A 22,025-nucleotide genomic window follows, 5' to 3' on the forward strand; every position below is an offset into this window, starting at 1 on the left:
TGTCTCGCGTCCGATCCTTTCGAGCGACCTGCGAGGAGTCGCTAGCGGTGCCGTCGAGACTCGCGCCTACGGCGCATACGCTTCGACGACTCGGCTGAGTTCGATGGCCGCGCCTTCGGCGCGGACGCGAGACGGGCCGCGAACGTCGCTCGTAAGGCTCGCGCCGTGGTATTGCCGAACGCGGGCCACTCGCGACTACGTCCACAGTCAGGGGACCGTGTTACTTGGTCGGGCCGAGCAGGGTGCTGGCCAAGGTGTAGGCGAAGTTGATCAGCTCCGAGGTGACCGCGGTGTTGTCCATACCGAGGGACCTCGCCAGCGGGAGCATCATCTGGATGATCGTGCCGACCAAGGCGGGCAGGGCACCCGTCGTGCTCGGCGCGGTCTGGCCCGGCGACAACTGGGATCCGGGGGTTTGCCCCAAACCGGGCGACTGCGGGCTATTCGGCAAGAGTCCGTAACCCTGCGACTGCGGCGTGTTGGGCGACAGCCCGTAGCCCTGTGGTGAACCCGCCTGCGGAGCACTGGGCGACTGCGCCGATCCCGGTGTCTGCGAATCGGGTGAGCTCGGCACCTGTGCGTAGCCAGGTGCCTGTGCGTACCCCTGCGGCGGATTCGGTGACGCGGGTGCGGTCGGCGCCGTCCCCGCGGAATTCGGCACTGCCGCGGGCTCAGGAACGGCCTGCGGCTGCGGGATAGCCGAAGCCTGCGCTCCACCAGGGACCTGCTGTGCACCGGGAGCCTGCGGAACCGACTCTGCCTGTGGAGTATTCGATAGCGGAGCCGAGGCAGGCCGATCGGTCGACCCGGGCTGCGCCGGAACCGTCCCCAGTGCCGCCGTCGCCTGCTGTGGTGCGCCGAGCAGGAAGCCCACCAGGCCGGTCGTTATGGCCAGGGCGTGTTTGACCTGCCCCTCCGGACTCTCCAGCAGTGCCGCGTCCTCGCCGTTGGCGCCGTTGCCCATCTCGATGAAAACATCGGGCACGGTAGTCATCGCCGGACCAGCCACATCCGCGCGGGTCTGCAGACCGTCCTGTGCGCCCGCATAATTCGCTGCCGGGAATCCGGCCTCTAGATACGCGTCACGCACCGCCTTCGTCGCCGCCAGCCCGGCCCCGGACTGGACCTGGTCGGCCTTCGGATCCGGGATCGGCAGCTGCGGCACGATCAGATGGAAGCCGCGGTCCTGCGCCGGTGCCCCATCGGCGTGGATGCTCACCGCGACATCGGAGCCGGAGGCGTTGGCGGCCTGCGCGCGTTCGTCGACGCAGCCGCCCCAGCCGGAGTCGTCCTGGCGGCTGAGCACCACCTTGGCGCCCAGATCCTGCAGGGCGGCCCGGACCAGGTCGGCCACCTTCCAGTTGATGGTGTGCTCCGGCACGCCGTTGACCGTGGTCATGCCGGTGGTCTGGCAGTCCTTGGTGCCGCCGCGACCGTCGCTCACTTGCTTCGCCAAGTTCTCGGCGTGGTTGGGCCCCTGATGACCCGGGTCGAGGAATATCGTTTTGCCTGCGAGTTTCGTGGACATATCCGGCGATGCCGGATCGGCGATCGCGGCCGGGGTCAGCCCCGACAGCGTCACCACCACGGCGGCCGTGACGGCGCCGCAGATTCCGGTACTGATGATGCTTGGCTTCATGTGCGGTGTCGGTGCCCCGGGACGGGGCACCCCTCCCTTCCCACTAGTAACACCAAACCCAGTGGTTCACTCTGGCAACGCCAGCATCAGCAAAGCAAGCTACGTTATCGAAATGTTATCGATATGCTCGAGCATATTACCGCTGATCAGACGACCAAAACGCGGCTCACACCGCCGTGAAACGGGGATTGCCAACCGGATGCGGGCTCAGGCCCCGATCGGCAAGCTACGCAACGACCGCAGCGCATAGTGCACCCGGGTCTTGACCGTGCCGACCGGGACGCCGAAGTCATCGGCCACCTCTTGATAGGCCCGATCCCGCAGGATCACCTCCACCACCGCCGCGCGCTGCGATTCGGGCAGCCTGGCGAGTAGATCGGCGACGAGCAGACCGTCGACGAGACGCTCGGCGAAGTCCGGATTCGCGAAGCGGACATCGCTGAGCTCGGTAATCTCGTCCCAATTGGTATCCGCAGGCCGTGCCGCGCGGGCGCGGGCGATATCGATCATGACGTTGCGTTCGATGGCGAGCAGCCAGGTGCGCACCGTGCCCTTGCGCTCGTCGAACCCTGCGCACGAGCGCCAGGCTCGCAGCAGCGTCTCCTGCACGGCGTGTTCAGCGAGGCCCGAATCGCCGAGTCCGCGCATGGCGCGCCAATGTAGTAGCGCCCGGTCCGCGGCAAGCACGGCGGCGAGCCCATCGTCGTTACAAAGCCCAGCACATGCCACCCCGCAAGTCGACCGCCTGCCCGCGACATCGACCACCGGACAAATACCACTCATACAACAGATATCGCGAGAATCCTTGCGAGTGGAATCACGGCCGACCGCAATCTGGCGATTCCACCGAAATCGACCGTCGAGTCTGGTAGACCTTGGCCCCGGAGATACGGGGATCTCCGCAGGTCAGCCGCCAGTGGCGGCCAGAGCACAATTCGAGGAGACAGCAGTATGCGTGCAAGCACGCTCGTGATCGCGGGGGCGATGGCGTCCACCGTGACACTGCTGGGCACCGGGACCGCGGCCGCCCAGCCCCGCAACACCATCACCGAGGATGGCGTCTACCTGGTCGGCGTCGATATCTTCCCCGGTACCTGGGAGGGCCAAGGCACCCCCGACCCGGCGGTCGGCTGCGACTGGCGGCGGCTGCGCAAGGTCGAAGGCGATAACACCGATCAGCACTACATCATCAATAACGACTTCACCAGGAACCGTCCGGTCCGCGCCGAGATCGCGCCGACCGATGTCGCCTTCAAGACGGTGAACTGCGGCGCCTGGCACATGTTGCCACCGAGCACGGGCTCATTCGGCGGCTGAGTCGAACCCACGGGATATTGACTCGCGTTCAGTAACCGCTATGGTTCGCAACCATGACCCGGAGCAAAATCCTGATCACCGGCGCGAGCGCCGGACTCGGTGCGGCCATGGCGCGGAATTTCGCCGCCAAGGGCCGTGACCTGGCTCTATGCTCCCGACGCCTGGACGCGCTCGAGGCCCTGCGCGACGAACTCACCGCCGCGCACTCGGGCATTACCGTCGCGGTCCGCGCGCTCGACGTCGATGACCATGCGGCCGTCCCACGGGTTTTCGCGGAGCTGCGCGATGAACTCGGTGGAGTGGATCGGGTGATCGTCAATGCCGGCATCGGCAAGGGTGCGCGGATCGGCACCGGCCGTGCGGATGCCAATATCGCCACGGCCACCACCAATTTCGTCAGCGCCCTCGCCCAGACCGAGGCGGCGCTGGAGATCTTTCGTGCCCAGGAGTCGGGGCACCTTGTGCTGGTGTCGTCGATGAGCGCGGTGCGCGGCTTGCCGGGTAAGAAGGCCGCATATTCCGCGAGCAAGGCCGGACTGGCCGCCCTCGGTGAGGCGCTGACGGTCGAATTCGCCAACTCGCCGATCGCGGTGACCACTCTGCTTCCCGGATTCATCGCCACCGATATGGCGGCGAAGGCCGGTGATGCACGCATGGTCACGCCATTGGCGAAGGGCGTCGCGGCGATGGTGCGGGCGATCGAGCACGAGAAGATTCGCGCCTGCGTTCCCGGTTGGCCGTGGCGGCTCATCGATGTGGTGCTGCCGCATCTGCCCGGCGCGGTTGTCACTCGGATGAGCTGAGCCGCTTCGGCATTGACGGCCTGAACCCGCCAGAAGTCGGCGGCTGGGATTGCTGGACTGGAGCGCATGTCCACAGCTCTCGCGCCCTGCCCCAGCACCGTCGCCCGGCCGCCGCTGATCCGGTGGCTCGCCGTCGTCGCGGTGATGCTCGGCATCTTCTCGATCGTGACCACCGAGATTCTGCCGATCGGCCTGCTGACCTCGATCGGAGCCGATTTCACGATCTCGGACGGCATGGCGGGGCTGATGATGACCCTGCCCGGTCTGCTGGCCGCGATCGCCGCGCCCCTGGTGACCGTCGCTGCCGCGCGGATCGATCGCCGACTGTTGCTGTGCGGCTGCACGTTATTGCTGGTGATCGCCAATGCGGTGGCCGCGCTCGCACCGGAGTTCTGGGTGGTGCTGGCCTCTCGCGTGCTGATCGGGATCACCATCGGCGGCTACTGGTCGATCGCGGCCGGACTGGCCGGCCGGTTGGTGCCGCCGGAGTCGGTGCACCGGGCGACGGCGGTGATCTTCTCCTCCGTTCCGCTCGGCTCGGTGCTCGGCGTGCCCGCGGGCACCTTTGTCGGCAACGTCGCGGGCTGGCGGGCCGCGGTCGTGGTCTTGGGCTTGATGTCCGCGGTGGTGCTGGTGCTGCTCGCGGTCGCACTGCCCGCGCTGCCCGCCGAGCAGGCCCTTCGCCTGACCACGCTGCGCATCGGTCTGCGCGGTGCGGGCATCCGAATCGCTTTGCTGGCAACGTTTTTCGTGGTGATCGCACAGTTCGGCACCTACACCTACGTCACGCCGTTCCTGGAGCAGGTCACCGGGGTGAGTGCGGGCACGATCACGGTGCTGCTGCTGATCTACGGTGTGGCGGGCATTGCCGGGAACTTCCTCGGCGGCACCCTGCTCGGCCGTCCCCGTCTCGCGCTCGGCTTCGCGGCGAGTGCGATGGCGGCCGCGATGCTGCTGCTGCCGTCGCTGGGGCGCTGGGAGTTCGGTGCGATCGCGCTGCTCATCGTGTGGGGTATCGGATACGGCGGTGTGCCGGTGGTGCTGCAGACCTGGTTCGCCGCTGCGCTGCCCGATGCGCCCGAGGTGGCATCGGTGCTGTTCACCGCGTCGTTCCAGGCGACCTTCTGTGTAGGTGCGCTGGCCGGCGGGGTGATCGTGGATCGGACGTCGCCCGGGACGGTGCTGCTGTGCGGCGGTGCGACCATACTGCTCGTATTGCTCATTACCTCCGGGGTAATCGACGCGCGCCGGGTGCATCGGGCAGGCTGACTTCATGATCGATGAGGTGGGCACCAAGCTCTTTCACCAGTCCATGCCGTTCACCGAGCGCCTCGGAGTCGAGGTGCTCGAACACGGCACCGAATTGGTGCGCAGTCGGATCGCCTGGGACGAATCGCTGTGCACGCTGGGCGGAGTGCTGCACGGCGGGGTGCTGATGTCGCTCGCCGATGGGACCGCCGCGGTGTGTGCGTTCCTGAATCTGCCCGAGGGCAAGCAGGGCACGACGACGGTCGAATCCAAGACGAATTTCCTGCGGGCCGTGCGTTCCGGCTATGCGACCGCGACAGCGCGACCGCTACACGCGGGACGGTCGTTCATCGTGGTGGAGACCGAAATCCGTGACGACTCGGACAAACTGGTCGCCAAAGTGACCCAGACCCAAGCCGTCCTCTGATCCTCACTTCACCAATGTGAACTGCATGACATCGATGTGCCCGCTGCGGAAGTACCGGGCACATCCGGTGAGGTATTTCAAATATCTGGCGTAGACCTCCTCCGAGGCGATCCGCACCGCCTCGTTGTGATGGTCCGCCAGCGCGTGCGCCCACTGATCCAGCGTGCGTGCGTAATGCAGGCGCAGCGGCTGCATCCGCTCGGTGCCGAATCCGGCCTGCCCAGCCAGGCGGGTGACCTCGGCGGGCTGGGGCAGCTGCCCGCCGGGGAAGATCTCGCGCCTGATGAAGATGTGGAAAAGCGCGGCCTCCCTGGTCACCGGAATATTCATGCGGCGTAGGTCGTTGAGCGAATGGCCGATGATCGTATGCAGTAGCATCCGGCCATCGGGCGGGAGCATGCGGTAACAGCGCTCGAAAAATGCCGGGTATCGCTCGCGGCGGAAATGTTCGAACGCACCGATGCTGACGATCCGATCCACACCCCCGTCGAACTCCTCCCAGCCCTGCAGCCGAATCTCGACGCCCGCCACACCGCGCCGATCGATCTCCGAGCGGACGTGCTCGTACTGATTGCGGCTCAAGGTGAGACCGACGACCTTCACGCCATAACGCTCGACCGCACGGAACATCGTTGCGCCCCAACCGCATCCGATATCGAGCAAGGTCATCCCGGGCCGCAGATCCAGTTTGCCGAGCGCGAGATCGATCTTGGCGAGTTGGGCTTGTTCGAGGGTCATATCGTCGCGCTCGAAGTAGGCGCAACTGTAGGTCATCGAGGGGTCGAGGAATAGTCGGTAGAAGTCGTCGGAGACGTCGTAGTGCGATTGGACTTGCTGGTAGAACGGTTCGAGTTCGGCCATTGCAGCCCCTGCCTTCGGTCGGTCCTGGCTGGATATGGACTGATACGAGACACACCGTCGAGCCGTTCGCATGAACGGCTACCGATACGAAAACGTGGCCTGCTGCGTTCGCCGTGGCCGAGTTGTGACCATTGCGCGACAGCCGCTGGACGAGGTATCCTCGGCCAAGTCCTTGTGGATGTTGGTATCCCGGCCGATCAGAGCCGAACTCCCGCAAGATTTCTCAACTTCCCGACCACGATGGTGGTCCACCTCGTTCCCGGAGCCCACAGGGACATTCACCGCAGCGAGCCGAATCGCCGCTGCCTCACACGGCCGTTCGCCGTACCCATGCAAAGGAAAACCCATGAACGACAACACATTTCCCGTACCAGAAGACGGGGACGCGGCGGCCGAGACCGCTCAGCACCCCGTACGATCCGTCAGCGGCATCCTCGATGTCGCCGACAACCGCGCCGCCGCCCTCCGGGTCGACGGCTACCTTCCCGGCCCGCGTGACGTGCACGTGCCGCCCCGGCTCATCCGCGAATTCGGTTTGCGCCATGGCGATTTCATTGTCGGCACCGCCGAACCAGCACGCAGCGGCAAGCTCGACCCGATGGTCCGCATCGAATCGGTCAACGGGCAGGATCCCAAGCGCGCGCGGCCCAGCTTCGCGGACCTCGTCCCGATCTACCCCAACCAGCGGTTGCGCCTGGAGACCGAACCGCATGCCATGACGACGCGGGTCACCGACCTGGTCATGCCCATCGGCAAGGGGCAGCGCGCACTCATCGTCGCACCGCCCAAGGCGGGCAAAACCTCTGTGCTGCAAGCGATCGCGCACGGTATCGCGAAGAACCACCCGGAGTGCGAACTGATGCTCGTACTGGTCGGCGAGCGTCCCGAGGAGGTTACCGATCTGGCCAGGTCGGTACCCGCCGACGTCGCCGCCGCCACCTTCGACCAAACTCCGCGCGAGCAGATCGCATTGGCCGAACTCGCCATCGAACATGCCAAGCGCCTAGCCGAAATGGGCAGGGATGTCGTCGTACTGCTCGACTCGCTGACCCGCCTCGCCCGTGCGTACAACAACGCCGCCCCGTCCTCCGGGCGGGTGCTCTCCGGTGGCGTCGATGCCGCCGCGCTCTCGCCGCCGAAGAAGTTCCTTGGCGCCGCACGCAATTTCGAGAACGGCGGCTCGCTCACCATTATCGCCACCGCCCTGGTGGAGACCGGTTCGCTGGCCGACACCGTGATCTTCGAGGAGTACAAGGGCACCGGCAATGCCGAGCTGAAACTGGATCGCGCGACCGCGAGCCGCCGGGTCTTCCCTGCCGTCGATATCGCGCAGTCCAGCACTCGCAAGGACGAATTGCTGCTCACCCCGGACGAATTGGCGGCCACCCAGCTGTTGCGCCGCACCCTCGCCGCGGTGGACGGTCAGCAGTCCACCGACCTGCTGCTGGAGGGCCTGCGCCAGGCTCCGACCAATGCGGAATTCCTGGCTCAACTCGGCGCCAAGCGGCACTGATCCGCTTGACACGTCTCCATTAAGGCTCCTTTAAGGCCCTGTCAAGCTCTCCGAGGAATATTTGTTACAGCCCGATCGGGCCTGTCTTCGGAGGGGGAGACAGGGCCGGTCGGGCTCTCGTCGTATTCGGTTCGGGCTCAGCCTAATTCGGAGGCGAACAGCTCGGCGGTGCGCCGCCACGAATCCGCAGCGGCGGCTTCGTCGTACGGCTCCCGGTCGGGGAAGAAGAAGGCGTGCTTCGTGCCCGGGTAGACCACCGATTCGTGCCGCACACCGGCCTGATTCAAGGCCGCCTCGACTTGTTCGCGCTGTTCGGCATCGATGACGTGATCGAGTTCGGCGAAGAACAGCAGCAGCCGCACATCGCCCTTGGCAATGGTTTCGGTCGCGGCGAGCAGCGGCTCCGGCCTGCTCAGCGCGGTGCCCGCCGTGGTCAGCCAGCCGGGGTAGAAAATGGCCGCGGCATCCAGGTCCAATCGGGTGGCTGCGAAGTAGGCCAGATGGCCGCCGAGGCTGAAGCCGAGCACACCGGTCTTATCGGTGGCAGCGCCGTACTCGCGGGCATAGGCAATTGCGGCCCGGAAGTCGGCCTCGACACCGTCTCGGGTGAGCTCACCGAGCAGACCGAAGGCACGCGTCCGGTTCTCATCGGTCTCGGCCAGACCCGCAGCCGTCTCCGGACCCGAGCGGTGATAGACGTTCACCACGAAGGCAACATAGCCGAGCTCCGCGACCCGATCGACAATCCGCCGTGCATCCTCGGTGAGTCCCCACAACTCGGCGCCGACCAAGACGGCCGGAAATGCGCTGTCACCCTCCGGGCGAGCCAGATAGCCGGTGAGCGATGAGCCGTCCACATCGAGGTCGAACTGCCGAGAAACGATCTTGTAGGTCATGGGATACAGCCTATGACCGTGCGTGGTCCGCGGCACCCCTCCATTGGGCACCAGCCTCGATACAGCACAGTGCCCGGCACACCGAATCGGTGTGCCGGGCACTGGTTTCGCGGATCAGCCGAGCAGTACGAGCGCCGCCGCGCCGAGGAAGATGCCCTGCACGATGGTGCGTAGCGGTAGCGGCATGGTCTTGATGCCGATATCCGCCCGTGCCGCACGGATATTCGCGGGGAACATCACGATCAGCAGCAGGATCAGGCCCGCAGCAGCCAGTTTGGCGATGGGCGGGATCAAAAGCCCTACTGCGCCACCGATTTCGAGCAAGCCGGTGAAGGTCACCCAGCCCGCCGGATTGGGCAGCCGCGGCGGCACCATGGCGATCAGTGCGCCGCGCTTCGGCTCGACGAAGTGCGCGCTCGAGGTGAGGGCGAACATCGCGGCCAGCCCGAGTGCGGCGGCGTGCGGCCAGGAGTCGAGCCAACCGAGGTTGCCGAGCCAGCCGATGAACCGAGCGAGTCCGGCGATGACGATGAGTACAACCAGCGGTGCCATCAGAGTCTCCTGTGGGTCGAGCACCAAATCTTGACAGTGGCTAGATTAGGTCTGAGCGGGAAACTTGTCAATGGCTAGATTTTGGGCGAACATCGAGACATGGCGAAGAGCGGCTATCACCACGGCGATCTGCGGGCCACCATCCTGGCCGCGGCCGCCGATCAGATCGCGACCGACGGTGTCGACGCGGTATCCCTGCGCGGGCTGGCCCGCCGGGCCGATGTCTCGCACGCGGCCCCCGCGCACCACTTCGGTGATCGCGCGGGACTATTGACCGCACTTGCTATCGAAGGTTTCGGCCTGCTCGCCGAGCAGTTGGCCGCAGCCGGACCGGAACTCCGCGAGGTCGCGGTCGCCTACACGCGCTTCGCCCGCGAACATCCCGGCCATTTCGATGTGATGTTCCGGCGCGAACTCCTGCACGCCGACGACGAGCGCCTGGTCGCCGCCCGCACCGCGGCGGGTGCGGCGCTGCGCTCCGGGGTCTCGGTCATGCAGCCCGACAACACCGTTGAGCAGCAACAAGCCACCCGCCTCGCCGCCTGGTCGCTGGTCCACGGCTTCGCGGCCCTGTGGCGCGAAGGGGCACTACAGGATTCGACACTCGGTGACAGCTCTGATCCGGAAACCCTGGCCCGCCGGATGATCGCCACCGTCCACTTCGAATGACTACGGCCCGTTCGCCTTGGGCCGTAAATTCTCTGGCATGGATATCCACGCCTACCCCACCGAGGCGAGCACCCCCGTGGATCTCGCCGAGGCACAACGCCTCGCCGACCACTACCTGTCCACCGATGACGGCATCAGCAACCTGCTCACCGAATTCGACGCGGGGTTCACCGTCGTCGCCATCTTCCCGCCCGCACCGGGTATCGACCCACACAAACCCCCACTACCCCCGACCATCGGCGGTTCGGTCTGCGTCATCGACAAACCCACCGGCGCCATCTCCTACTGGCCCACCTACCCCACCCCCGTGATCGCCGAACAGTACACGCAGGCAATGCAATCCGGCCGCCTGATCATCGAGGATGGTTGGCCGGAAGACGACGACGCCCCTGAAGACGACTGAGGTGTACCCCGAGCCGGGTCAGGTACTGCACTTCTCCGACGACCCGACGATCGAGCGGTTTGTCCCGCGCATCGCGGCGACCGCTGGGATGCGGTGACCGGAAGCTTTCTCGGCTTCAGTGGGATTCGGACGGGGGCGTGCCCGCGGACTAGGCGAGGTGGGTGGTGATGGTGGTGCGGTCGGCTTCGGTGGCTGGAAGTTGCAGCACCAGAAGGAGATCCGGGTTTTCGACTAGGCGGAGTTGGAACAGCTCGAGGTTCATGGGGCCCGCTTCGGGGTGGTCGATGCCGATGGTGGCGGCGCGGAAGTCCTGGACCGGGTATTCCGACCACCACGTGCGGAATTCGGGGCTGGCTTCGGTCAGGGCGGCGACGATGGCGGTGAGGCGGGGGTCGTCGGGGCGGCGGCCGACGAGGGCGCGGAATTGGCTCAGGACTGCGCGGGCCGCTGATTCCCAGTTGCGCATGGCGGCGCGGTTCCCTTTGTGGGTGAACATCATCCAGAGCATGTTGCGGCGATCCGGGTCGAGTTCGGCGGGGTCGACGCGCAGGCGGGTGTAGGCCTGGTTCCATACCACGAAATCGAAGTGGCCGTCGTGGATTACCGCAGGACTGGGCATCATCGAATCGACCAGACGCTGTAGGCGGGACATGGCCTCGCCGGGCTGGGCCGCGGCGACCGGATCGGCGAGACCGGCCAGGCGGCGCAGGTGGCGGTGTTGTCCGGCATCGAGGCGCAATGCCCTGGCCAGCGCGTCGACCACCTGCGGGCTCGCCGCGATCTTGCGGCCCTGCTCGAGCCAGGTGTACCAGGTCAGGCTCACCCCGGCGAGTTCGGCGACTTCTTCACGACGCAGGCCGGGCGTGCGCCGTCGGCCCGGTTCCAGATCCGGCAGCAGCCCGACATCGGTCGGCCGCAGCCGGGAGCGTTGCGCACGCAGGAATGCGGCAAGTTCGGCGCGGTGGCTATCTGTCATCACATGCCCTCTGTGGGTAGCAGTATCGGTAACAGGACCGCGCCGCCGCCCGTCTCTAGCGTCGAGTGCAACAGGAGATCGAGAAACGATCACCCAGCACAAGGAGTTTGGCATGACAGGCAGCAAGGGACCGGTTCTCGTGATCGGCGCGACCGGACAGCAGGGCCGGGCGACCACGGCACAACTGCTCGAACGCGGTTGGGAAGTCCACGCATTCGTGCGTGATCTGACCTCGCCCGCAGCCAGCGCATTGCGCGAAAGCGGTGCGAACCTCATCGAAGGCGATCTGGACGACACCGCGTCGGTGCGAGCGGCCATGGACGGCACCTACGGCATCTTCCTGATGCTGACCATGATGACCGGCGTGCACATCACCGCCGAGGGCATTGCGGCCGAACAACGGCGGGGCAAGGCGGTGGCCGAGATCGCCGCCGAGTCCGGCATCGAGCATTTGGTATACAGCTCGCTCAAGGGTGCGGGCGAGAATTCAGGTGTCGAGTACTACGCGGCAAAGGAAGCGATCGAAGCACACATCAAAGCACTCGACCTTCCGGCCACCGTATTGCGTCCGGTCTTCTTCATGGAAAATTTCAACGCGTTCAACCGTCCGGTGCTCGACGCGGACGGGCTCGTACTGAATCTCGCTGTGCGTGCGGATATTCCGGTATCACTGATCTCGGTACACGATATCGGCGCCTTCGCCGCCATCGCCTTCGACCGGCCGACGGACTTCCTCGGCCGCACTGTCCCCATTGCAGGCGACCGGCTGACTCCACCCCAGATCGCCGAAACCTTCGGCCGAACAGCGGGATTACCCGCGCGCAGTTTCCAGGTGCCGATCGAACAGGTCCGCGCATTCGACGAGCAGGTGGGCAAGATGTTCGGCTATTTCAACGAGCGGCCGGACGAGCCGCTCGATCTCGCGGCGTTGCGGTCGGAGCACCCGGAGCTGATGGATCTGGCGACCTGGCTGCGGGCGACGAACTGGAAGCCGTGAAAATGGCTGCGCGCGTGGCGATATCGAGCACACCGCACAGCCAAGTGCACGCAGGCAATGCAATCCGGCCGCCTCGTCATCGAGGACACCTGGCCGGAAGATGACGGTGCCGAAGGCCAGGGCAGGTGGGCGCTGATGGCGGTTGCCCGAACTTCGGCGAGGTGGCGTCAAAGTTTCGTTGCGAGGCAACGGATCACGGTTCCCACCGTCCGATGAGCGGCCGCGCGCGACACTGGTCGGGCACACACCGGCCGGGTCTCGCATGACCGATCTCACCCTGGGAGACACAATGAACGAGTCCGTCATTCAGCTGCCGACCGCTGGCGAGCCAATGTTCGAGACGTTCGAGCGAATCCGCCGGCGCGGTCCGGTCGTTCCGATCGAATTGGCTGGCAACGTCGCGGCCTGGGTCGCGGTGAGCTACCAGGCGGTCGGTGAGATCCTCGCCGGTGACGGCACATTGTTCAGCAAGAATGCGCGAAACTGCCCGGCGCTGCACGACGGTACGATTCCGGCGGATTGGCCGATGCGAGCCTTCACCGACATCGATCACATGCTCAACCTCGACGGCGCCGAACATCGGAGGCTGCGAAAGACGATCGGCCAGGCGTTCACCCCGGGCCGGGTCGCCACCCTCGAACCTCGGATCCGGCGAATCATCACCGAACTCATCGATGACATTCCCGATCCCACCGCCGAGGTCGACCTCGTCGCCAACGTCACCATGCCGTTCCCCGTGCGGGTCATCTGCGAACTGTTCGGGGTACCGACATCCGATCAACGGCAATTCCGCGGCTGGGCGACCACGATCATGTCGCATCTGAGCACCGGCGAGGAGATTCAGGCCGCGATGGGTGCCATGATCGGCTACCTCACCGAGTTGCTGAACAGTAAGCGCCGACGTCCCGGCGACGATCTGACCTCTGCCCTGCTGCAGGCCAATGCCGACAACGGTTTGACCGACAAGGAGCTCGTCGACATGTTGTGGCTGGTCATCATGGCCGGACATGAGACCTCGGTGCATCTGCTCGGCAATGCGGTGGTCACACTGTGTACCCACTCCGAGCAGCTGGCCAAGGCTCGGGCCGAGGACCGGTGGGAGGATGTCGTCGAAGAAATGCTGCGTTTCCGCTCCCCGGTGGGCAACATGTTCAACCGGTATGCGCTACAGGACGTCACGATCGACGGCATCGATATTCCCGCCGGGGCCATTGTGGGATGGTACGGCGGCGTCGGGCGGGATCCGAGTCATTACCCGAGCGCGGATAACTTCGACATAGACCACGATCACCGAGACCAGCTGGCGTTCGGCCGGGGGCCGCATTTCTGTCTCGGTGCGCCGTTGGCCAGACTGGAGGGCCGTACGGCATTGTCCGCCCTGTTCAACCGGTTCCCGCGCTTGCGCCTGGCCTGCGACCCCGCCGCCATTCCCTATAGCCCGCAATTCATCACCTGCGGGCCGCTCGCCCTACCGGTGGTTCTCGACCCCCGCGGGTAGCGCCGGGAGTCGCCGGTGGCACCGATGCGGTTTCAGCGAGGTGCCACGACCTGGAAGCCGTGAAATCGGCTGCGCGCCTATGGGTCTACGAGATGTCGGCAAGGTCGAGAACGGAACTGGGGTAGGTGATGCCATCAGGAATGGGGGCATCGGGCTGATGCATCAGAAGATCGCACTTGCGCCGGGCGATGACCCACGATCCGTTCTGCTGAATCAATCGGTCACGGTATAGCGTTCGTGAGCGATTGATGAGTTTCGGTCGATCGTGCATCGTCCACTCGACGAACCCGTAACAGGTCGCCCAGATACCGTCGGCGTCCACACCCACGACGTGATTGGTCATGGCGTGCTGGATCCACGTGCAGTCGTCGTGAAAGGGCACGAAGAACTCCAACCAGTGCTCGATCCCCGCGAACGGCATGCCCGGGTACTCCGCGACAACGTCGGGGGTGAACAACGCCCGAAAGAGATCCCAGTCGCGCGTGTCGATCGCACGCGCATATCCGTTCTGCAATCGCATCGCTTCGATCGCGATGTCGGCCAGCTCGCTGCTCGTCATCTCAGTCTCTCCTGGTGCTCCGCTTGTTCCGGCGAGCAATACCGTATACCCATTTCGACACTCTGGAGACTATTTAGCAGTTTGCAGACTTCGGCAAAGCCAGTGAACGCTACACGCCCCGATACCGACGGGATTCGCCCTCACGCCGGAGGTTCGAGTAGTCGCCCGAACAAGATCAGGTGGAATCCATGGCGGCATCGCCCGAGAAGCCTCCGCCACCAGTTCCACCTGATCTTGTTCCCTATCCGGCCCATATCATTACACTCTTATTGACGAGATTGCGGGGCGAGGTAAGGGCGTTCGGATGGAAGCCTCGGGTAGCTGCCGGTGTCGCAGAGGTCGACGGTGACGGCGTCGACGTAATGCTGTGTCGGGTGCTCGCGTACGAAGATCAGCGCTGCGGTGAGGCAGGCGGCGAAGTCGAATCGGGCGCCATGCAGGAATACACTCAGATGCACATCGGGCCCTCCTGGGTGCGGAGATATGTTCTCGCTCATGCGTTTTCGTTGTCGGCGACGTTGATCGGCACGGTATCGATTGCGTCATCTTCGTCGCCGTGGTCGTAGTCGGCGCACCAACCGTCTTCATCTACCTCGGTGATCCCAAGAACCCGACCGGCCCGGCGCTGGTGTTCACTCCTGGCGAGTGGGATGCCTTCACCGCTGGCGTCAATGATGGCGAGTTCGATCGGCCATAGGTTATGTCTCACGCCTCTGCCCGCACCACTCGCCTACGAACGGCAGCAACTTGCCAATCCATTTAGGCTGCAAGGCAAATCATTGCCAAGTGTAGAGGGTGAGACACGATGACGAACCTCGTCTTGGTGCTGGCGGTCCTGGACATTGCGTTGATGACGATATTGATCATCGTCTACCGCATCCCTCGCCTATCGCGCAGCTTGCAGACCATGCCTGTGGTGCAACGCTATTGGCGTCCGAACTGGCCAGAGCTCAGAGGAATGATCCCGCTGCTGCTCCTGGTCCTGGTGGGTGTGTTGTGGGGGCTCATAAGCCTGCTGTGATCTCGTCGCCGGTCCAGTATCAACGGCGCCTAGCATCGAAAGCGCCGTGGTCGGCGTGCGGGATGTTCCGCGGCTGCGCTCGCTTGTTCAGGTGCGCCCTAGCCGAGTCCCCGGTAGCAGGCCTTCTTGCCGTCTGCGTGAGTGAAATCCGCTGCGCGCGTGGCGATATCGAGGACACCGTGCAGCCACGGCGTGTATGAGTCGGCTGCCGCCGCGATGTCTTCGAGCAGGTCGACAGGGTCGGCCCAGATGCATTCGGAGACCTCGGCCGGGTCGGGGTGCGGCAGATCGTTGGATATGACGCCGACCAGCACGTGGTCCCATTCGTGCTCCACCTGATTGCCGCGCGGGTCGGCGGCCCGATAGCGGTAGATACCCGCCTCGGTCAACTCCGTGACCGTCAGGTTCAGCTCTTCCTGAAGCCGGATCGACGCCGCGGCGAGCACGTTCTGGCCGGGTGCGGGGTGGCCGCAGCAGGAATTCGAAAGTCGTTGTGGAAAGCGGGTTTTGACTGCGGCTCGACGTTGCAGCAGGATCCGCCCGGACGGGTCGTACAGCAGTACCGAGAAAGCACGGTGCAATTGACCGGGCGCGCGGTGTGCCTCGGCCACAGAACGTGCTCCGATTGCGCGGCCGTGCTCATCGACCAGTTCGACGAGCAGAGTCTCACGATCGGTGCGAATCTCGGTGGTCATAATGATCGTGGCTCCATGGTCTTTCGTGATTCGATCACCGTTGGCAGAAAACCGCGGCCGCGGGTACGACGGCTGCCCAGGCGACGAGCGCGACCATGTATACGAACAGTTTCGCCTGCGATCGGACGAGCGGCATGGCGTCCTCCAGCGGCTTGCCCCAGGTGCCGAATTGGGTCCGGGCCAGATAGCCGATAACGATCAACACCAGAACGGCGTACACGATCAGTGTCCAGGTGAATCCCACCATCGCGACGACGGAACCGGCGACGAGTGCGGCGCCGACGGTGACCCGCGTCATGGACTCGAACAGCGAGGCGCGCAGACCCAGCGCCACCACCGATGTTCTGAATCCATGCTCGGTGTCTTCCGGAATATCCTCGGCAGTGTTGGCGACGAAGACCCCGGTGGTCGTCAGGCCGAGACCGAGAATTGCGATGAGAGCATGGATTTCGATCAGTCGGTCGTACAGCCGGAGCACGACGATGCCGGGAAAGACCATGGTCATGATGTATGTCCAGGGGATCTGCCAGAATCCGGCGGCCTTGAAATGCCATGGCGGCAGCGAATATTCGAGGAGTAGCAGGGTTCCGACCGGGATGATCAGCAACAGGTCGTAATGCCCGGTCGCCACGGCGAGGTACACGGCCGCGACGCCGATGCCCGCGGTGGTGAGGTAGATCTGCCAGGCAACGAATCGCACGCCGAGATCTCGAACCATGCGGGAGAACTTGGATTTGTATTCGACGTCCACCCAGCGATCGGCCAGGCAATTGGCGACGTGCAACAGTTGAATTGCGGCGGCCAGCATTACCGCGGCCACGATCATCGGCGCCGACCAGATCTCGGCTCCGGTGTGCGCGCTGAACAGGACATCGGCCACCATGACCGCACCGGACATCGGCGCGATTTCGGGGCGGGTCAGCCACAGCGCATAGTTGATCTTCGTGCGCAGCGGCAGCGGACGCCCCTCCTCGCCGGGGCCCGCGGTGAAGATGCTGCGTAATTGTGCACGCAACGAGGCTTCCCCGCCGCTGACTGTGGTGGACATCAGGTCTGCTCCTGCTGCGCATGTCGACGTGCTCGGGCAATACTGCGGCGAAAGAACGGCCGGGACAGGTCCTCCGGGAGATTGGCCCATCGCATGAAGAAGGTGGTCAGCGGATCCACCGTGATGTGATGGCGGCCGCGCTCCAGGCCGCGCACCGCCGCTTCGCCGACCTTCTCGGCGGGCATCGGCTTGATCGAACCGGTAATGGCTTTGGTCTCGGCCGGTTTGCGCAGGTTCTCCCTGGCCAGTCCAGGAGTGTCGGTGTCGGCCGGGTACAGCACGGACACCGTCACTCCGGCCGGCTCGACTTCGTAGCGCAGGCACAGCCCGAGCTGGCGGACGCTCGCCTTGGTCGGCCCGTAGCTCGAATATCCGGGGATGCCGAGGAAGGCCGCCGTCGAACTGGTCAGCAGGACACGCCCTTCGCCACGTTCGACCATGCCGGGCAGTACACACCGAATGGCATTGACCGAGCCGAGATAGTTCGCATCGCTCTGGATGCCGAATTCATCGCTGTCGATATCGAGGAACAGTCCCGGCAGGGTGAGCCCCGCGCAGCAGGCGATCACCGCGCAGGCTCCGTTGCGTTCCTCCAGTTCCTTCATGGCGACCGCGAGCCCTGTGCGGTCGGTGACATCGGCGGTGCGCCAGTCGGCCCCGATCCGCTCGGCGGTGGCGCGCAGCGGCGCCTCCCGCCGAGCGACGACCGAGACGCGCGCGCCGCGCATGGCGAACGCAGCGGCCACGGCAGCTCCGATGCCATCAGAGCCGCCGGTGACGATTACATGCTTATCCGTCCAGCGCACAGTCATTTTCAGTTCCCGCCGGGTACGGCGAGCTCACCGAGACGGTCTCGCCAGGCGTGATAACTGGTGGCAGTGTCGTCCTCCGGTATGCCGGCGAACGCCTTATCGATCAAGGCCGCGGCCTCGTCGATGGTGCGGCCGGTATAGGTGCGCACCGCGACCTCGGTATGCGGGGTGGCGCTGTCGGCCTGCTGCCGGATCTTCGCGACCATGGTCGATCCCGCCGCCAACTGCTGGTGGAACTGCGGCACCAGGGATCGGATCGCTTCCAGGTCGGCGACTTCCACACCACCGGCGAAGGTAGTCGCGATGCCGATGCCGTTCCACAGGTCGGCATGCCTGCTCGGGTCGAACTCCGCGATCCGCGACGCGACACCGTCGACCGAGCCTCCGCCGATGAACCAGAGTGCGCGCCCGATGCCCTGATCAGCAGCACGTTTCAACGGTGCGGTATCCCCCATCCAGGACGGGTACCGCTCGTCGACGTGCTGGCGGTCGATGTATTTCTCGGTTCGGAAGAAGGCGTTGTAGAAGCCGTATCCGTCGATCGCGAGCCAGCGGTACACCGGATGCTTCGGAAAGACCTTCTTCCAAATCGGTTTCGGAATCTTGCCCATCGCAAGACCGACGCCGACGTACATCGTCAGGTCGTGCTTGGCCGCCGGTCCGGTGAACAGGTCCGCGGCGCGATGACTGAACGGGGTAATCGAATCGACGGCGGCCAGACCCGTTGCGGCGCCCTCGAACGCGAAGCCCTGGTACTGCTCGGGCAGCTGCTGGATCTGCTCGATCAGCTCCGCGTTGTTCTTACTACATACGGCGATGTGGATGCTGGTGGACAGGTGGGTGGCGACCCGCTCCAGTTCGGCGGCGGTCGCCGGACTCGGCGTCGCAAAGCCGGGCCGTTTCAGTGGTTCCTGCTCGATATTGGTGCCGAGCAGGGTGGAGCGAAGTGGTCCGATCAGTGATGGCATATGACCTCGATTCTGTTGCGGTGGTGTTGGTTCCGGGTTGTCAGGACCGAGCCGGTTCTTTCTCCGGGGCAACAGCCGCCGGTTCATCCGGCTCCGGTTCCGCCTCCTGGACGTCCACCACCACGACGGTCGCACGCTTGCCCAGCCACTCCCGAATATTCCGGCTCCACCAGAACATTCCGCGACTCGCGCAGACGATCACCAGCGCGAAGAACAAGCCGAACGAGACGTGCAGGGCCATCAGCACGCCGTACAGCAGACCGACCGAGGCGCCGAAGATGATCTGATCGCGCTTGGCGAACGGTGTCGTCGCCGGGTCGGTGATCATGTAGTTGGTGTAGAGCACGAAGGCGATACCGGTCATCGGCAGCAGCGCGGCGATGATCGAGATGTTGCTGTCCAGTAGGCCGCGCACCACGGCCTGCAGTACGTATGCACCCAGCCAGGCCATGATCAGCGGTGTCTTCTTGGTCAGCTTGGCGTTGAGCATGGTGCCGGCGCCGAGCAGACCGAGCACGATCAGCGCGTCGGCCGGACCCGAGACGTTCTCGACGAAGTGATACGGACCGACCACGGCGATCGTCGGGAAGACCAGCAGCGCGACCACGATCCCGAAGTTCGACGGGTTCATGAAGTGCTTGACCTTGCCGTTGACCTTGGCCCGCAGTACCCATTTCGTGCCGACCGCGACCGTGATGCCGAACATGATCGGCAGGAATTGGTCTGCCGCGTACATCAGGAAGTTGAAGGCCACACCGGTGATATGCGCGGGCAGCAGGAACACGATCAGCCCGCGAAGTCCGTTGCCCCGGTAGCCCGCCGGGCGGCGATAGGCCCATGCCGCCAGCGTTTCCAGGATCATCTCTACCGCATACGCGGTGCCCGCACTGAGGATCGGCCACAGCCACGGCTGCTCGAATCCGAGCCACAGGAAGCCCAGAATATTGAAGAAGGTCAGCGAGGCCGCGAAGTTGCGCAGTGCGAGATAGCGCGGATCACGTCCTTCGATATTGACGCCCAACCACTTTCGCCGCCAGGCCTGCGCCGGTGTCGGCTCGGGCTCGGGCGCGGAGTCGTTGGTACTTTCGACGACGGCTGTTCCGTTCGAATGTGTGCCGTTTCCTTGAACACTCACTGGTGCACCTCCCGGGCATCGGAGTCGAGAACGAGGGTGTGTTGCCCCGGTTGCAGCTGCAGCTGCTGGGTGTGCACGGCGCCACGGTTATCGCGCCACGCGAGTTGTACCGACAGCGCGGTAGCGGAATCGATATCGCCGAGTCCGACGTGGATATCGGTGGACCGCTTACCCGCGTGCCCACTGCCGCCATCGACCTGTGCCACATGGGTTTTGCCGTCCGGCATCGTCACGGTGACTTCGGCACCGAGGGCCGGAGACCCGAGCACCGGCTTGCCTGCGACCGTTGTCTGTCCGGCGGCAGCGGTGGTTGGTGGGGTCAACAATCGCAGGCCGAGGTACTGCCCGGGATGCGGTGCGTCGTTGCGGTAGAAGACCGGCGCTTCCCACTGCCTGGCGACCGCGAAGCCGAGGTTGCCGGTTCCGGTCGAGTCACCGACCGCGATGCCGCGGGTGGGTGTCGCCGCGAAGGTGTCCAGGGCGGGCGAGATATTGGTGAACTCACCGCTGTCGTCCTGGGCGAAGAAACCGATCCGGTTATTGCCCGCCAGGTCGGATTCCTCGGTGAACTTCGGCCAGGCCCACGGGTACTTGCTGAAGTCGTCGTTCATCGTGGCCATTTCCTGCACCTGCGGCCAGCGCGTGCTCGAACCCTTGAACATGCCGTTGGTCTGCACGATCTGCGGGCGGCCGCTGTTGTCGAAGTCGGCGACCTTGGTATCCCAGCACCAGCCGTCCCAGGCGATGCCCTTCTCCACGGCCCGGTTCTTAAACGGGGCAATACCCGACTCCAGTTGCGCTGCAGCTTGTTTCGGATCAGCCGCGGTGTTGTAGAAGGCGAGGTTGGCTTCGACGATGCCCCACCGCTGCGCGATATTGCTGACGAACAGATCGGGCATGCCGTCACCGTCGAGATCGGCGAAGTCCGCGCCCATGCCCTTGAACGAATCATGGCCGAGCACAAAGGACTTCGGATCCGTCGGGCCGCGCTCACCTTCGGCAAGGCCGAAGCTGATGTGTCCCGGTGTCGACTTGTTCACGAACAGGCGATCCGGGCCCATATCGTTGGCGACATACAGCTCGGGTAGTTGGTCGCCGGTGAGGTCCTGGGTCGCCGATGCCAGCGTCCAGCCGTTCGCCTTCCCCTCCGGGAGCGCATCGACCACCTCGCGGTACATCGCGGTCGGCTCGGCGCCGCCGGTGCTCTGCTGGAAGGTGAGGATGCGGTCGGTCCCGGCATTGGTCGCTTTGGAGAACGATTCATTCAGGGTCAGGCTGTGCTGACCGTCCGGACCGATGAAATCGCTGTCCGGGAAATAGTTTCCGAGGTAGATGTCCGGGTTGCCGTCACCGTCGAAGTCGGCGACGGAGGCGGCCAGGGTGAACCAGCGCGCGCCCTGATAGCTGCCGTCTTTGGTCGCCGGTGGCTCCACCATTTCCACCGGCCGGAATGCCTTGTTGTCCAGATGCTTGGCGCCCGCGCGCGGCAGGTACAGGATCGGGGTGCGTCCGCCGTAGTACACCATCAGACCGATGCGGCCCGAGTGGTCGAAATCGCCTGGGACACAGCCGGTCGGGGCCATCCGGTCGTCGGTCGGCAACGGGCCCGGGTCCAGTACGAACGGTGCGTAGCGGCTGGTGTCGCTGTCCGGCGTCGGTGTCACGATCACCGTGTCGGATCGGGAATCGACCAGGCACAGATCATCGGCGCGGCCGTTGCCGTCGATATCGTTGATCGCCGCCGCGGAGTTGACCGAGGACATCCAGGCGACGACGTGCTCGTACCGTGGCTCGATATGCCGGATCTTGTGCTCGGGCAAGCCGGGTGGCAGCGCGATCGGCATCTCGGTGAAATGGAACCGGCTCGCCAGCGGACTGTTCGGATCGGTCTCGACCGGGGCTATCATGGCCGAGTGGGCCGGTACGAACAGCACCGCCATCAGCGTCAGTGATGCCAACGGCACCAACGCTTTTCGCAACAGAGAAGA

24 protein-coding genes and 1 pseudogene are annotated in these 22,025 nt (G+C 64.9%); 11 read left to right on the forward strand and 14 right to left on the reverse strand.

Translation table 11 applies throughout. The features are described 5' to 3' along the window. Window positions 1–220: 220 nt before the first annotated feature. Together OIE68_RS47125 and OIE68_RS22660 are read right to left on the reverse strand one after the other, a co-directional pair. Complete coding sequence (locus tag OIE68_RS47125) at window positions 221–1,639, reverse strand: N-acetylmuramoyl-L-alanine amidase (protein ID WP_419150733.1); 1,419 nt, start codon at window positions 1,637–1,639, stop codon at window positions 221–223. 207 nt (window positions 1,640–1,846) lie between these two features. After that, the gene (locus OIE68_RS22660) at window positions 1,847–2,422 is read right to left on the reverse strand and encodes a sigma-70 family RNA polymerase sigma factor (RefSeq protein ID WP_327101341.1); all 576 of its coding nucleotides are present in this window, start codon (window positions 2,420–2,422) and stop codon (window positions 1,847–1,849) included. Between the two features lie 168 nt (window positions 2,423–2,590). Between OIE68_RS22660 and OIE68_RS22665 the strand changes: the two genes are divergently transcribed. The 4 genes from OIE68_RS22665 (at window position 2,591) to OIE68_RS22680 (ending at window position 5,434) form a co-directional block, all read left to right on the forward strand. Beyond that, on the forward strand, window positions 2,591–2,956 hold the full coding sequence (locus OIE68_RS22665) for a hypothetical protein (protein WP_327101342.1): 366 nt from the start codon (window positions 2,591–2,593) through the stop codon (window positions 2,954–2,956). A 53-nt stretch (window positions 2,957–3,009) separates the two neighbouring features. Next, entirely contained in the window at window positions 3,010–3,759 is a 750-nt protein-coding gene (locus OIE68_RS22670; RefSeq protein WP_327101343.1) for an SDR family oxidoreductase, read from the forward strand. Between the two features lie 66 nt (window positions 3,760–3,825). Continuing rightward, a complete protein-coding gene (locus OIE68_RS22675) occupies window positions 3,826–5,028 on the forward strand; it encodes an MFS transporter (RefSeq protein WP_327101344.1) in 1,203 nt (400 codons plus the stop codon). 4 nt (window positions 5,029–5,032) lie between these two features. Beyond that, on the forward strand, window positions 5,033–5,434 hold the full coding sequence (locus OIE68_RS22680) for a PaaI family thioesterase (protein WP_327101345.1): 402 nt from the start codon (window positions 5,033–5,035) through the stop codon (window positions 5,432–5,434). Window positions 5,435–5,437: 3 nt separating this feature from the next. Here OIE68_RS22680 and OIE68_RS22685 read toward each other — a convergent pair whose 3' ends face one another. Then, entirely contained in the window at window positions 5,438–6,295 is an 858-nt protein-coding gene (locus OIE68_RS22685; RefSeq protein ID WP_327101346.1) for a cyclopropane mycolic acid synthase family methyltransferase, read from the reverse strand. A 412-nt stretch (window positions 6,296–6,707) separates the two neighbouring features. Between OIE68_RS22685 and OIE68_RS22690 the strand changes: the two are divergent. Next, a pseudogene (locus tag OIE68_RS22690) lies at window positions 6,708–7,808 on the forward strand (transcription termination factor Rho, short form); the annotation flags it as partial. A gap of 137 nt (window positions 7,809–7,945) precedes the next feature. On the opposite strand, the gene OIE68_RS22695 reads toward OIE68_RS22690, so the two are convergent. Next, on the reverse strand, window positions 7,946–8,704 hold the full coding sequence (locus OIE68_RS22695) for a dienelactone hydrolase family protein (protein ID WP_327101347.1): 759 nt from the start codon (window positions 8,702–8,704) through the stop codon (window positions 7,946–7,948). Window positions 8,705–8,818: 114 nt separating this feature from the next. Then, window positions 8,819–9,256 (reverse strand): DoxX family protein, encoded by a 438-nt coding sequence (locus OIE68_RS22700; protein WP_327101348.1) that lies wholly within the window; start codon window positions 9,254–9,256, stop codon window positions 8,819–8,821. A 99-nt stretch (window positions 9,257–9,355) separates the two neighbouring features. On the opposite strand from OIE68_RS22700, the gene OIE68_RS22705 reads away from it, so the two are divergent. Both OIE68_RS22705 and OIE68_RS22710 read left to right on the forward strand, forming a co-directional pair. Then, the gene (locus tag OIE68_RS22705; RefSeq protein WP_327101349.1) at window positions 9,356–9,925 is read left to right on the forward strand and encodes a TetR/AcrR family transcriptional regulator; all 570 of its coding nucleotides are present in this window, start codon (window positions 9,356–9,358) and stop codon (window positions 9,923–9,925) included. A gap of 37 nt (window positions 9,926–9,962) precedes the next feature. Then, window positions 9,963–10,328: a hypothetical protein gene (locus OIE68_RS22710; protein ID WP_327101350.1), complete on the forward strand. Its 366-nt coding sequence runs from the start codon at window positions 9,963–9,965 to the stop codon at window positions 10,326–10,328. A gap of 148 nt (window positions 10,329–10,476) precedes the next feature. On the opposite strand, the gene OIE68_RS22715 is transcribed toward OIE68_RS22710, so the two are convergent. Next, window positions 10,477–11,304 (reverse strand): helix-turn-helix transcriptional regulator, encoded by an 828-nt coding sequence (locus OIE68_RS22715; RefSeq protein ID WP_327101351.1) that lies wholly within the window; start codon window positions 11,302–11,304, stop codon window positions 10,477–10,479. Window positions 11,305–11,416: 112 nt separating this feature from the next. Here OIE68_RS22715 and OIE68_RS22720 point away from each other — a divergent pair, with 112 nt between their 5' ends. Then, the gene (locus OIE68_RS22720; RefSeq protein WP_327101352.1) at window positions 11,417–12,301 is read left to right on the forward strand and encodes an NmrA/HSCARG family protein; all 885 of its coding nucleotides are present in this window, start codon (window positions 11,417–11,419) and stop codon (window positions 12,299–12,301) included. 289 nt (window positions 12,302–12,590) lie between these two features. After that, window positions 12,591–13,799 carry a cytochrome P450 gene (locus OIE68_RS22725; RefSeq protein ID WP_327101353.1) on the forward strand — a complete coding sequence of 403 codons (1,209 nt, stop codon included), beginning with the start codon at window positions 12,591–12,593 and terminating at the stop codon, window positions 13,797–13,799. 85 nt (window positions 13,800–13,884) lie between these two features. Here the strand turns inward: OIE68_RS22725 and OIE68_RS22730 are convergent, their stop codons facing one another. Next, window positions 13,885–14,397, reverse strand: a complete 513-nt coding sequence (locus OIE68_RS22730) for a nuclear transport factor 2 family protein (protein ID WP_327101354.1) — start codon at window positions 14,395–14,397, stop codon at window positions 13,885–13,887. Between the two features lie 227 nt (window positions 14,398–14,624). Continuing rightward, window positions 14,625–14,816, reverse strand: a complete 192-nt coding sequence (locus tag OIE68_RS22735) for a hypothetical protein (RefSeq protein ID WP_327101355.1) — start codon at window positions 14,814–14,816, stop codon at window positions 14,625–14,627. A 98-nt stretch (window positions 14,817–14,914) separates the two neighbouring features. Here OIE68_RS22735 and OIE68_RS22740 point away from each other — a divergent pair, with 98 nt between their 5' ends. After that, a complete protein-coding gene (locus OIE68_RS22740; RefSeq protein ID WP_419150734.1) occupies window positions 14,915–15,055 on the forward strand; it encodes a DUF397 domain-containing protein in 141 nt (46 codons plus the stop codon). 108 nt (window positions 15,056–15,163) lie between these two features. Further along, the gene (locus tag OIE68_RS22745; protein WP_327101356.1) at window positions 15,164–15,379 is read left to right on the forward strand and encodes a hypothetical protein; all 216 of its coding nucleotides are present in this window, start codon (window positions 15,164–15,166) and stop codon (window positions 15,377–15,379) included. A gap of 98 nt (window positions 15,380–15,477) precedes the next feature. Here the strand turns inward: OIE68_RS22745 and idi are convergent, their stop codons facing one another. Genes idi through OIE68_RS22775 form a run of 6 tightly spaced genes read right to left on the reverse strand, consistent with a single transcriptional unit; the run spans window position 15,478 to window position 21,995 of the window. Next, window positions 15,478–16,074 carry an isopentenyl-diphosphate Delta-isomerase gene (idi, locus tag OIE68_RS22750; RefSeq protein WP_327101357.1) on the reverse strand — a complete coding sequence of 199 codons (597 nt, stop codon included), beginning with the start codon at window positions 16,072–16,074 and terminating at the stop codon, window positions 15,478–15,480. A 34-nt stretch (window positions 16,075–16,108) separates the two neighbouring features. After that, window positions 16,109–17,122 carry a UbiA family prenyltransferase gene (locus tag OIE68_RS22755; protein ID WP_327101358.1) on the reverse strand — a complete coding sequence of 338 codons (1,014 nt, stop codon included), beginning with the start codon at window positions 17,120–17,122 and terminating at the stop codon, window positions 16,109–16,111. Beyond that, entirely contained in the window at window positions 17,122–17,934 is an 813-nt protein-coding gene (locus tag OIE68_RS22760; RefSeq protein WP_327101359.1) for an SDR family oxidoreductase, read from the reverse strand. The genes OIE68_RS22755 and OIE68_RS22760 overlap by 1 nt, the downstream gene beginning before the upstream one ends. A gap of 2 nt (window positions 17,935–17,936) precedes the next feature. After that, the gene (locus OIE68_RS22765; protein WP_327101360.1) at window positions 17,937–18,902 is read right to left on the reverse strand and encodes a DUF1702 family protein; all 966 of its coding nucleotides are present in this window, start codon (window positions 18,900–18,902) and stop codon (window positions 17,937–17,939) included. Between the two features lie 40 nt (window positions 18,903–18,942). Next, window positions 18,943–20,037 (reverse strand): enediyne biosynthesis protein, encoded by a 1,095-nt coding sequence (locus OIE68_RS22770; RefSeq protein ID WP_327101361.1) that lies wholly within the window; start codon window positions 20,035–20,037, stop codon window positions 18,943–18,945. Beyond that, window positions 20,034–21,995, reverse strand: a complete 1,962-nt coding sequence (locus OIE68_RS22775) for a CRTAC1 family protein (RefSeq protein ID WP_327101362.1) — start codon at window positions 21,993–21,995, stop codon at window positions 20,034–20,036. Before OIE68_RS22775 ends, OIE68_RS22770 begins: the two co-directional genes overlap by 4 nt. Window positions 21,996–22,025: the final 30 nt, after the last annotated feature.

Origin of the sequence: Nocardia vinacea, assembly GCF_035920345.1 — a bacterium.
GTDB classification, from domain to species: domain Bacteria; phylum Actinomycetota; class Actinomycetes; order Mycobacteriales; family Mycobacteriaceae; genus Nocardia; species Nocardia vinacea_A.

What these genes read in the sequence shown, in the direction of transcription:
- OIE68_RS47125 (WP_419150733.1), bottom strand. Translation starts at nt 1,639, where the DNA reads ATGAAGCCAAGCATCATCAGTACCGGAATCTGCGGCGCCGTCACGGCC.
- OIE68_RS22660 (WP_327101341.1), bottom strand. Translation starts at nt 2,422, where the DNA reads ATGAGTGGTATTTGTCCGGTGGTCGATGTCGCGGGCAGGCGGTCGACT.
- OIE68_RS22665 (WP_327101342.1), top strand. Translation starts at nt 2,591, where the DNA reads ATGCGTGCAAGCACGCTCGTGATCGCGGGGGCGATGGCGTCCACCGTG.
- OIE68_RS22670 (WP_327101343.1), top strand. Translation starts at nt 3,010, where the DNA reads ATGACCCGGAGCAAAATCCTGATCACCGGCGCGAGCGCCGGACTCGGT.
- OIE68_RS22675 (WP_327101344.1), top strand. Translation starts at nt 3,826, where the DNA reads ATGTCCACAGCTCTCGCGCCCTGCCCCAGCACCGTCGCCCGGCCGCCG.
- OIE68_RS22680 (WP_327101345.1), top strand. Translation starts at nt 5,033, where the DNA reads ATGATCGATGAGGTGGGCACCAAGCTCTTTCACCAGTCCATGCCGTTC.
- OIE68_RS22685 (WP_327101346.1), bottom strand. Translation starts at nt 6,295, where the DNA reads ATGGCCGAACTCGAACCGTTCTACCAGCAAGTCCAATCGCACTACGAC.
- OIE68_RS22695 (WP_327101347.1), bottom strand. Translation starts at nt 8,704, where the DNA reads ATGACCTACAAGATCGTTTCTCGGCAGTTCGACCTCGATGTGGACGGC.
- OIE68_RS22700 (WP_327101348.1), bottom strand. Translation starts at nt 9,256, where the DNA reads ATGGCACCGCTGGTTGTACTCATCGTCATCGCCGGACTCGCTCGGTTC.
- OIE68_RS22705 (WP_327101349.1), top strand. Translation starts at nt 9,356, where the DNA reads ATGGCGAAGAGCGGCTATCACCACGGCGATCTGCGGGCCACCATCCTG.
- OIE68_RS22710 (WP_327101350.1), top strand. Translation starts at nt 9,963, where the DNA reads ATGGATATCCACGCCTACCCCACCGAGGCGAGCACCCCCGTGGATCTC.
- OIE68_RS22715 (WP_327101351.1), bottom strand. Translation starts at nt 11,304, where the DNA reads ATGACAGATAGCCACCGCGCCGAACTTGCCGCATTCCTGCGTGCGCAA.
- OIE68_RS22720 (WP_327101352.1), top strand. Translation starts at nt 11,417, where the DNA reads ATGACAGGCAGCAAGGGACCGGTTCTCGTGATCGGCGCGACCGGACAG.
- OIE68_RS22725 (WP_327101353.1), top strand. Translation starts at nt 12,591, where the DNA reads ATGAACGAGTCCGTCATTCAGCTGCCGACCGCTGGCGAGCCAATGTTC.
- OIE68_RS22745 (WP_327101356.1), top strand. Translation starts at nt 15,164, where the DNA reads ATGACGAACCTCGTCTTGGTGCTGGCGGTCCTGGACATTGCGTTGATG.
- idi (WP_327101357.1), bottom strand. Translation starts at nt 16,074, where the DNA reads ATGACCACCGAGATTCGCACCGATCGTGAGACTCTGCTCGTCGAACTG.
- OIE68_RS22755 (WP_327101358.1), bottom strand. Translation starts at nt 17,122, where the DNA reads ATGTCCACCACAGTCAGCGGCGGGGAAGCCTCGTTGCGTGCACAATTA.
- OIE68_RS22760 (WP_327101359.1), bottom strand. Translation starts at nt 17,934, where the DNA reads ATGACTGTGCGCTGGACGGATAAGCATGTAATCGTCACCGGCGGCTCT.
- OIE68_RS22765 (WP_327101360.1), bottom strand. Translation starts at nt 18,902, where the DNA reads ATGCCATCACTGATCGGACCACTTCGCTCCACCCTGCTCGGCACCAAT.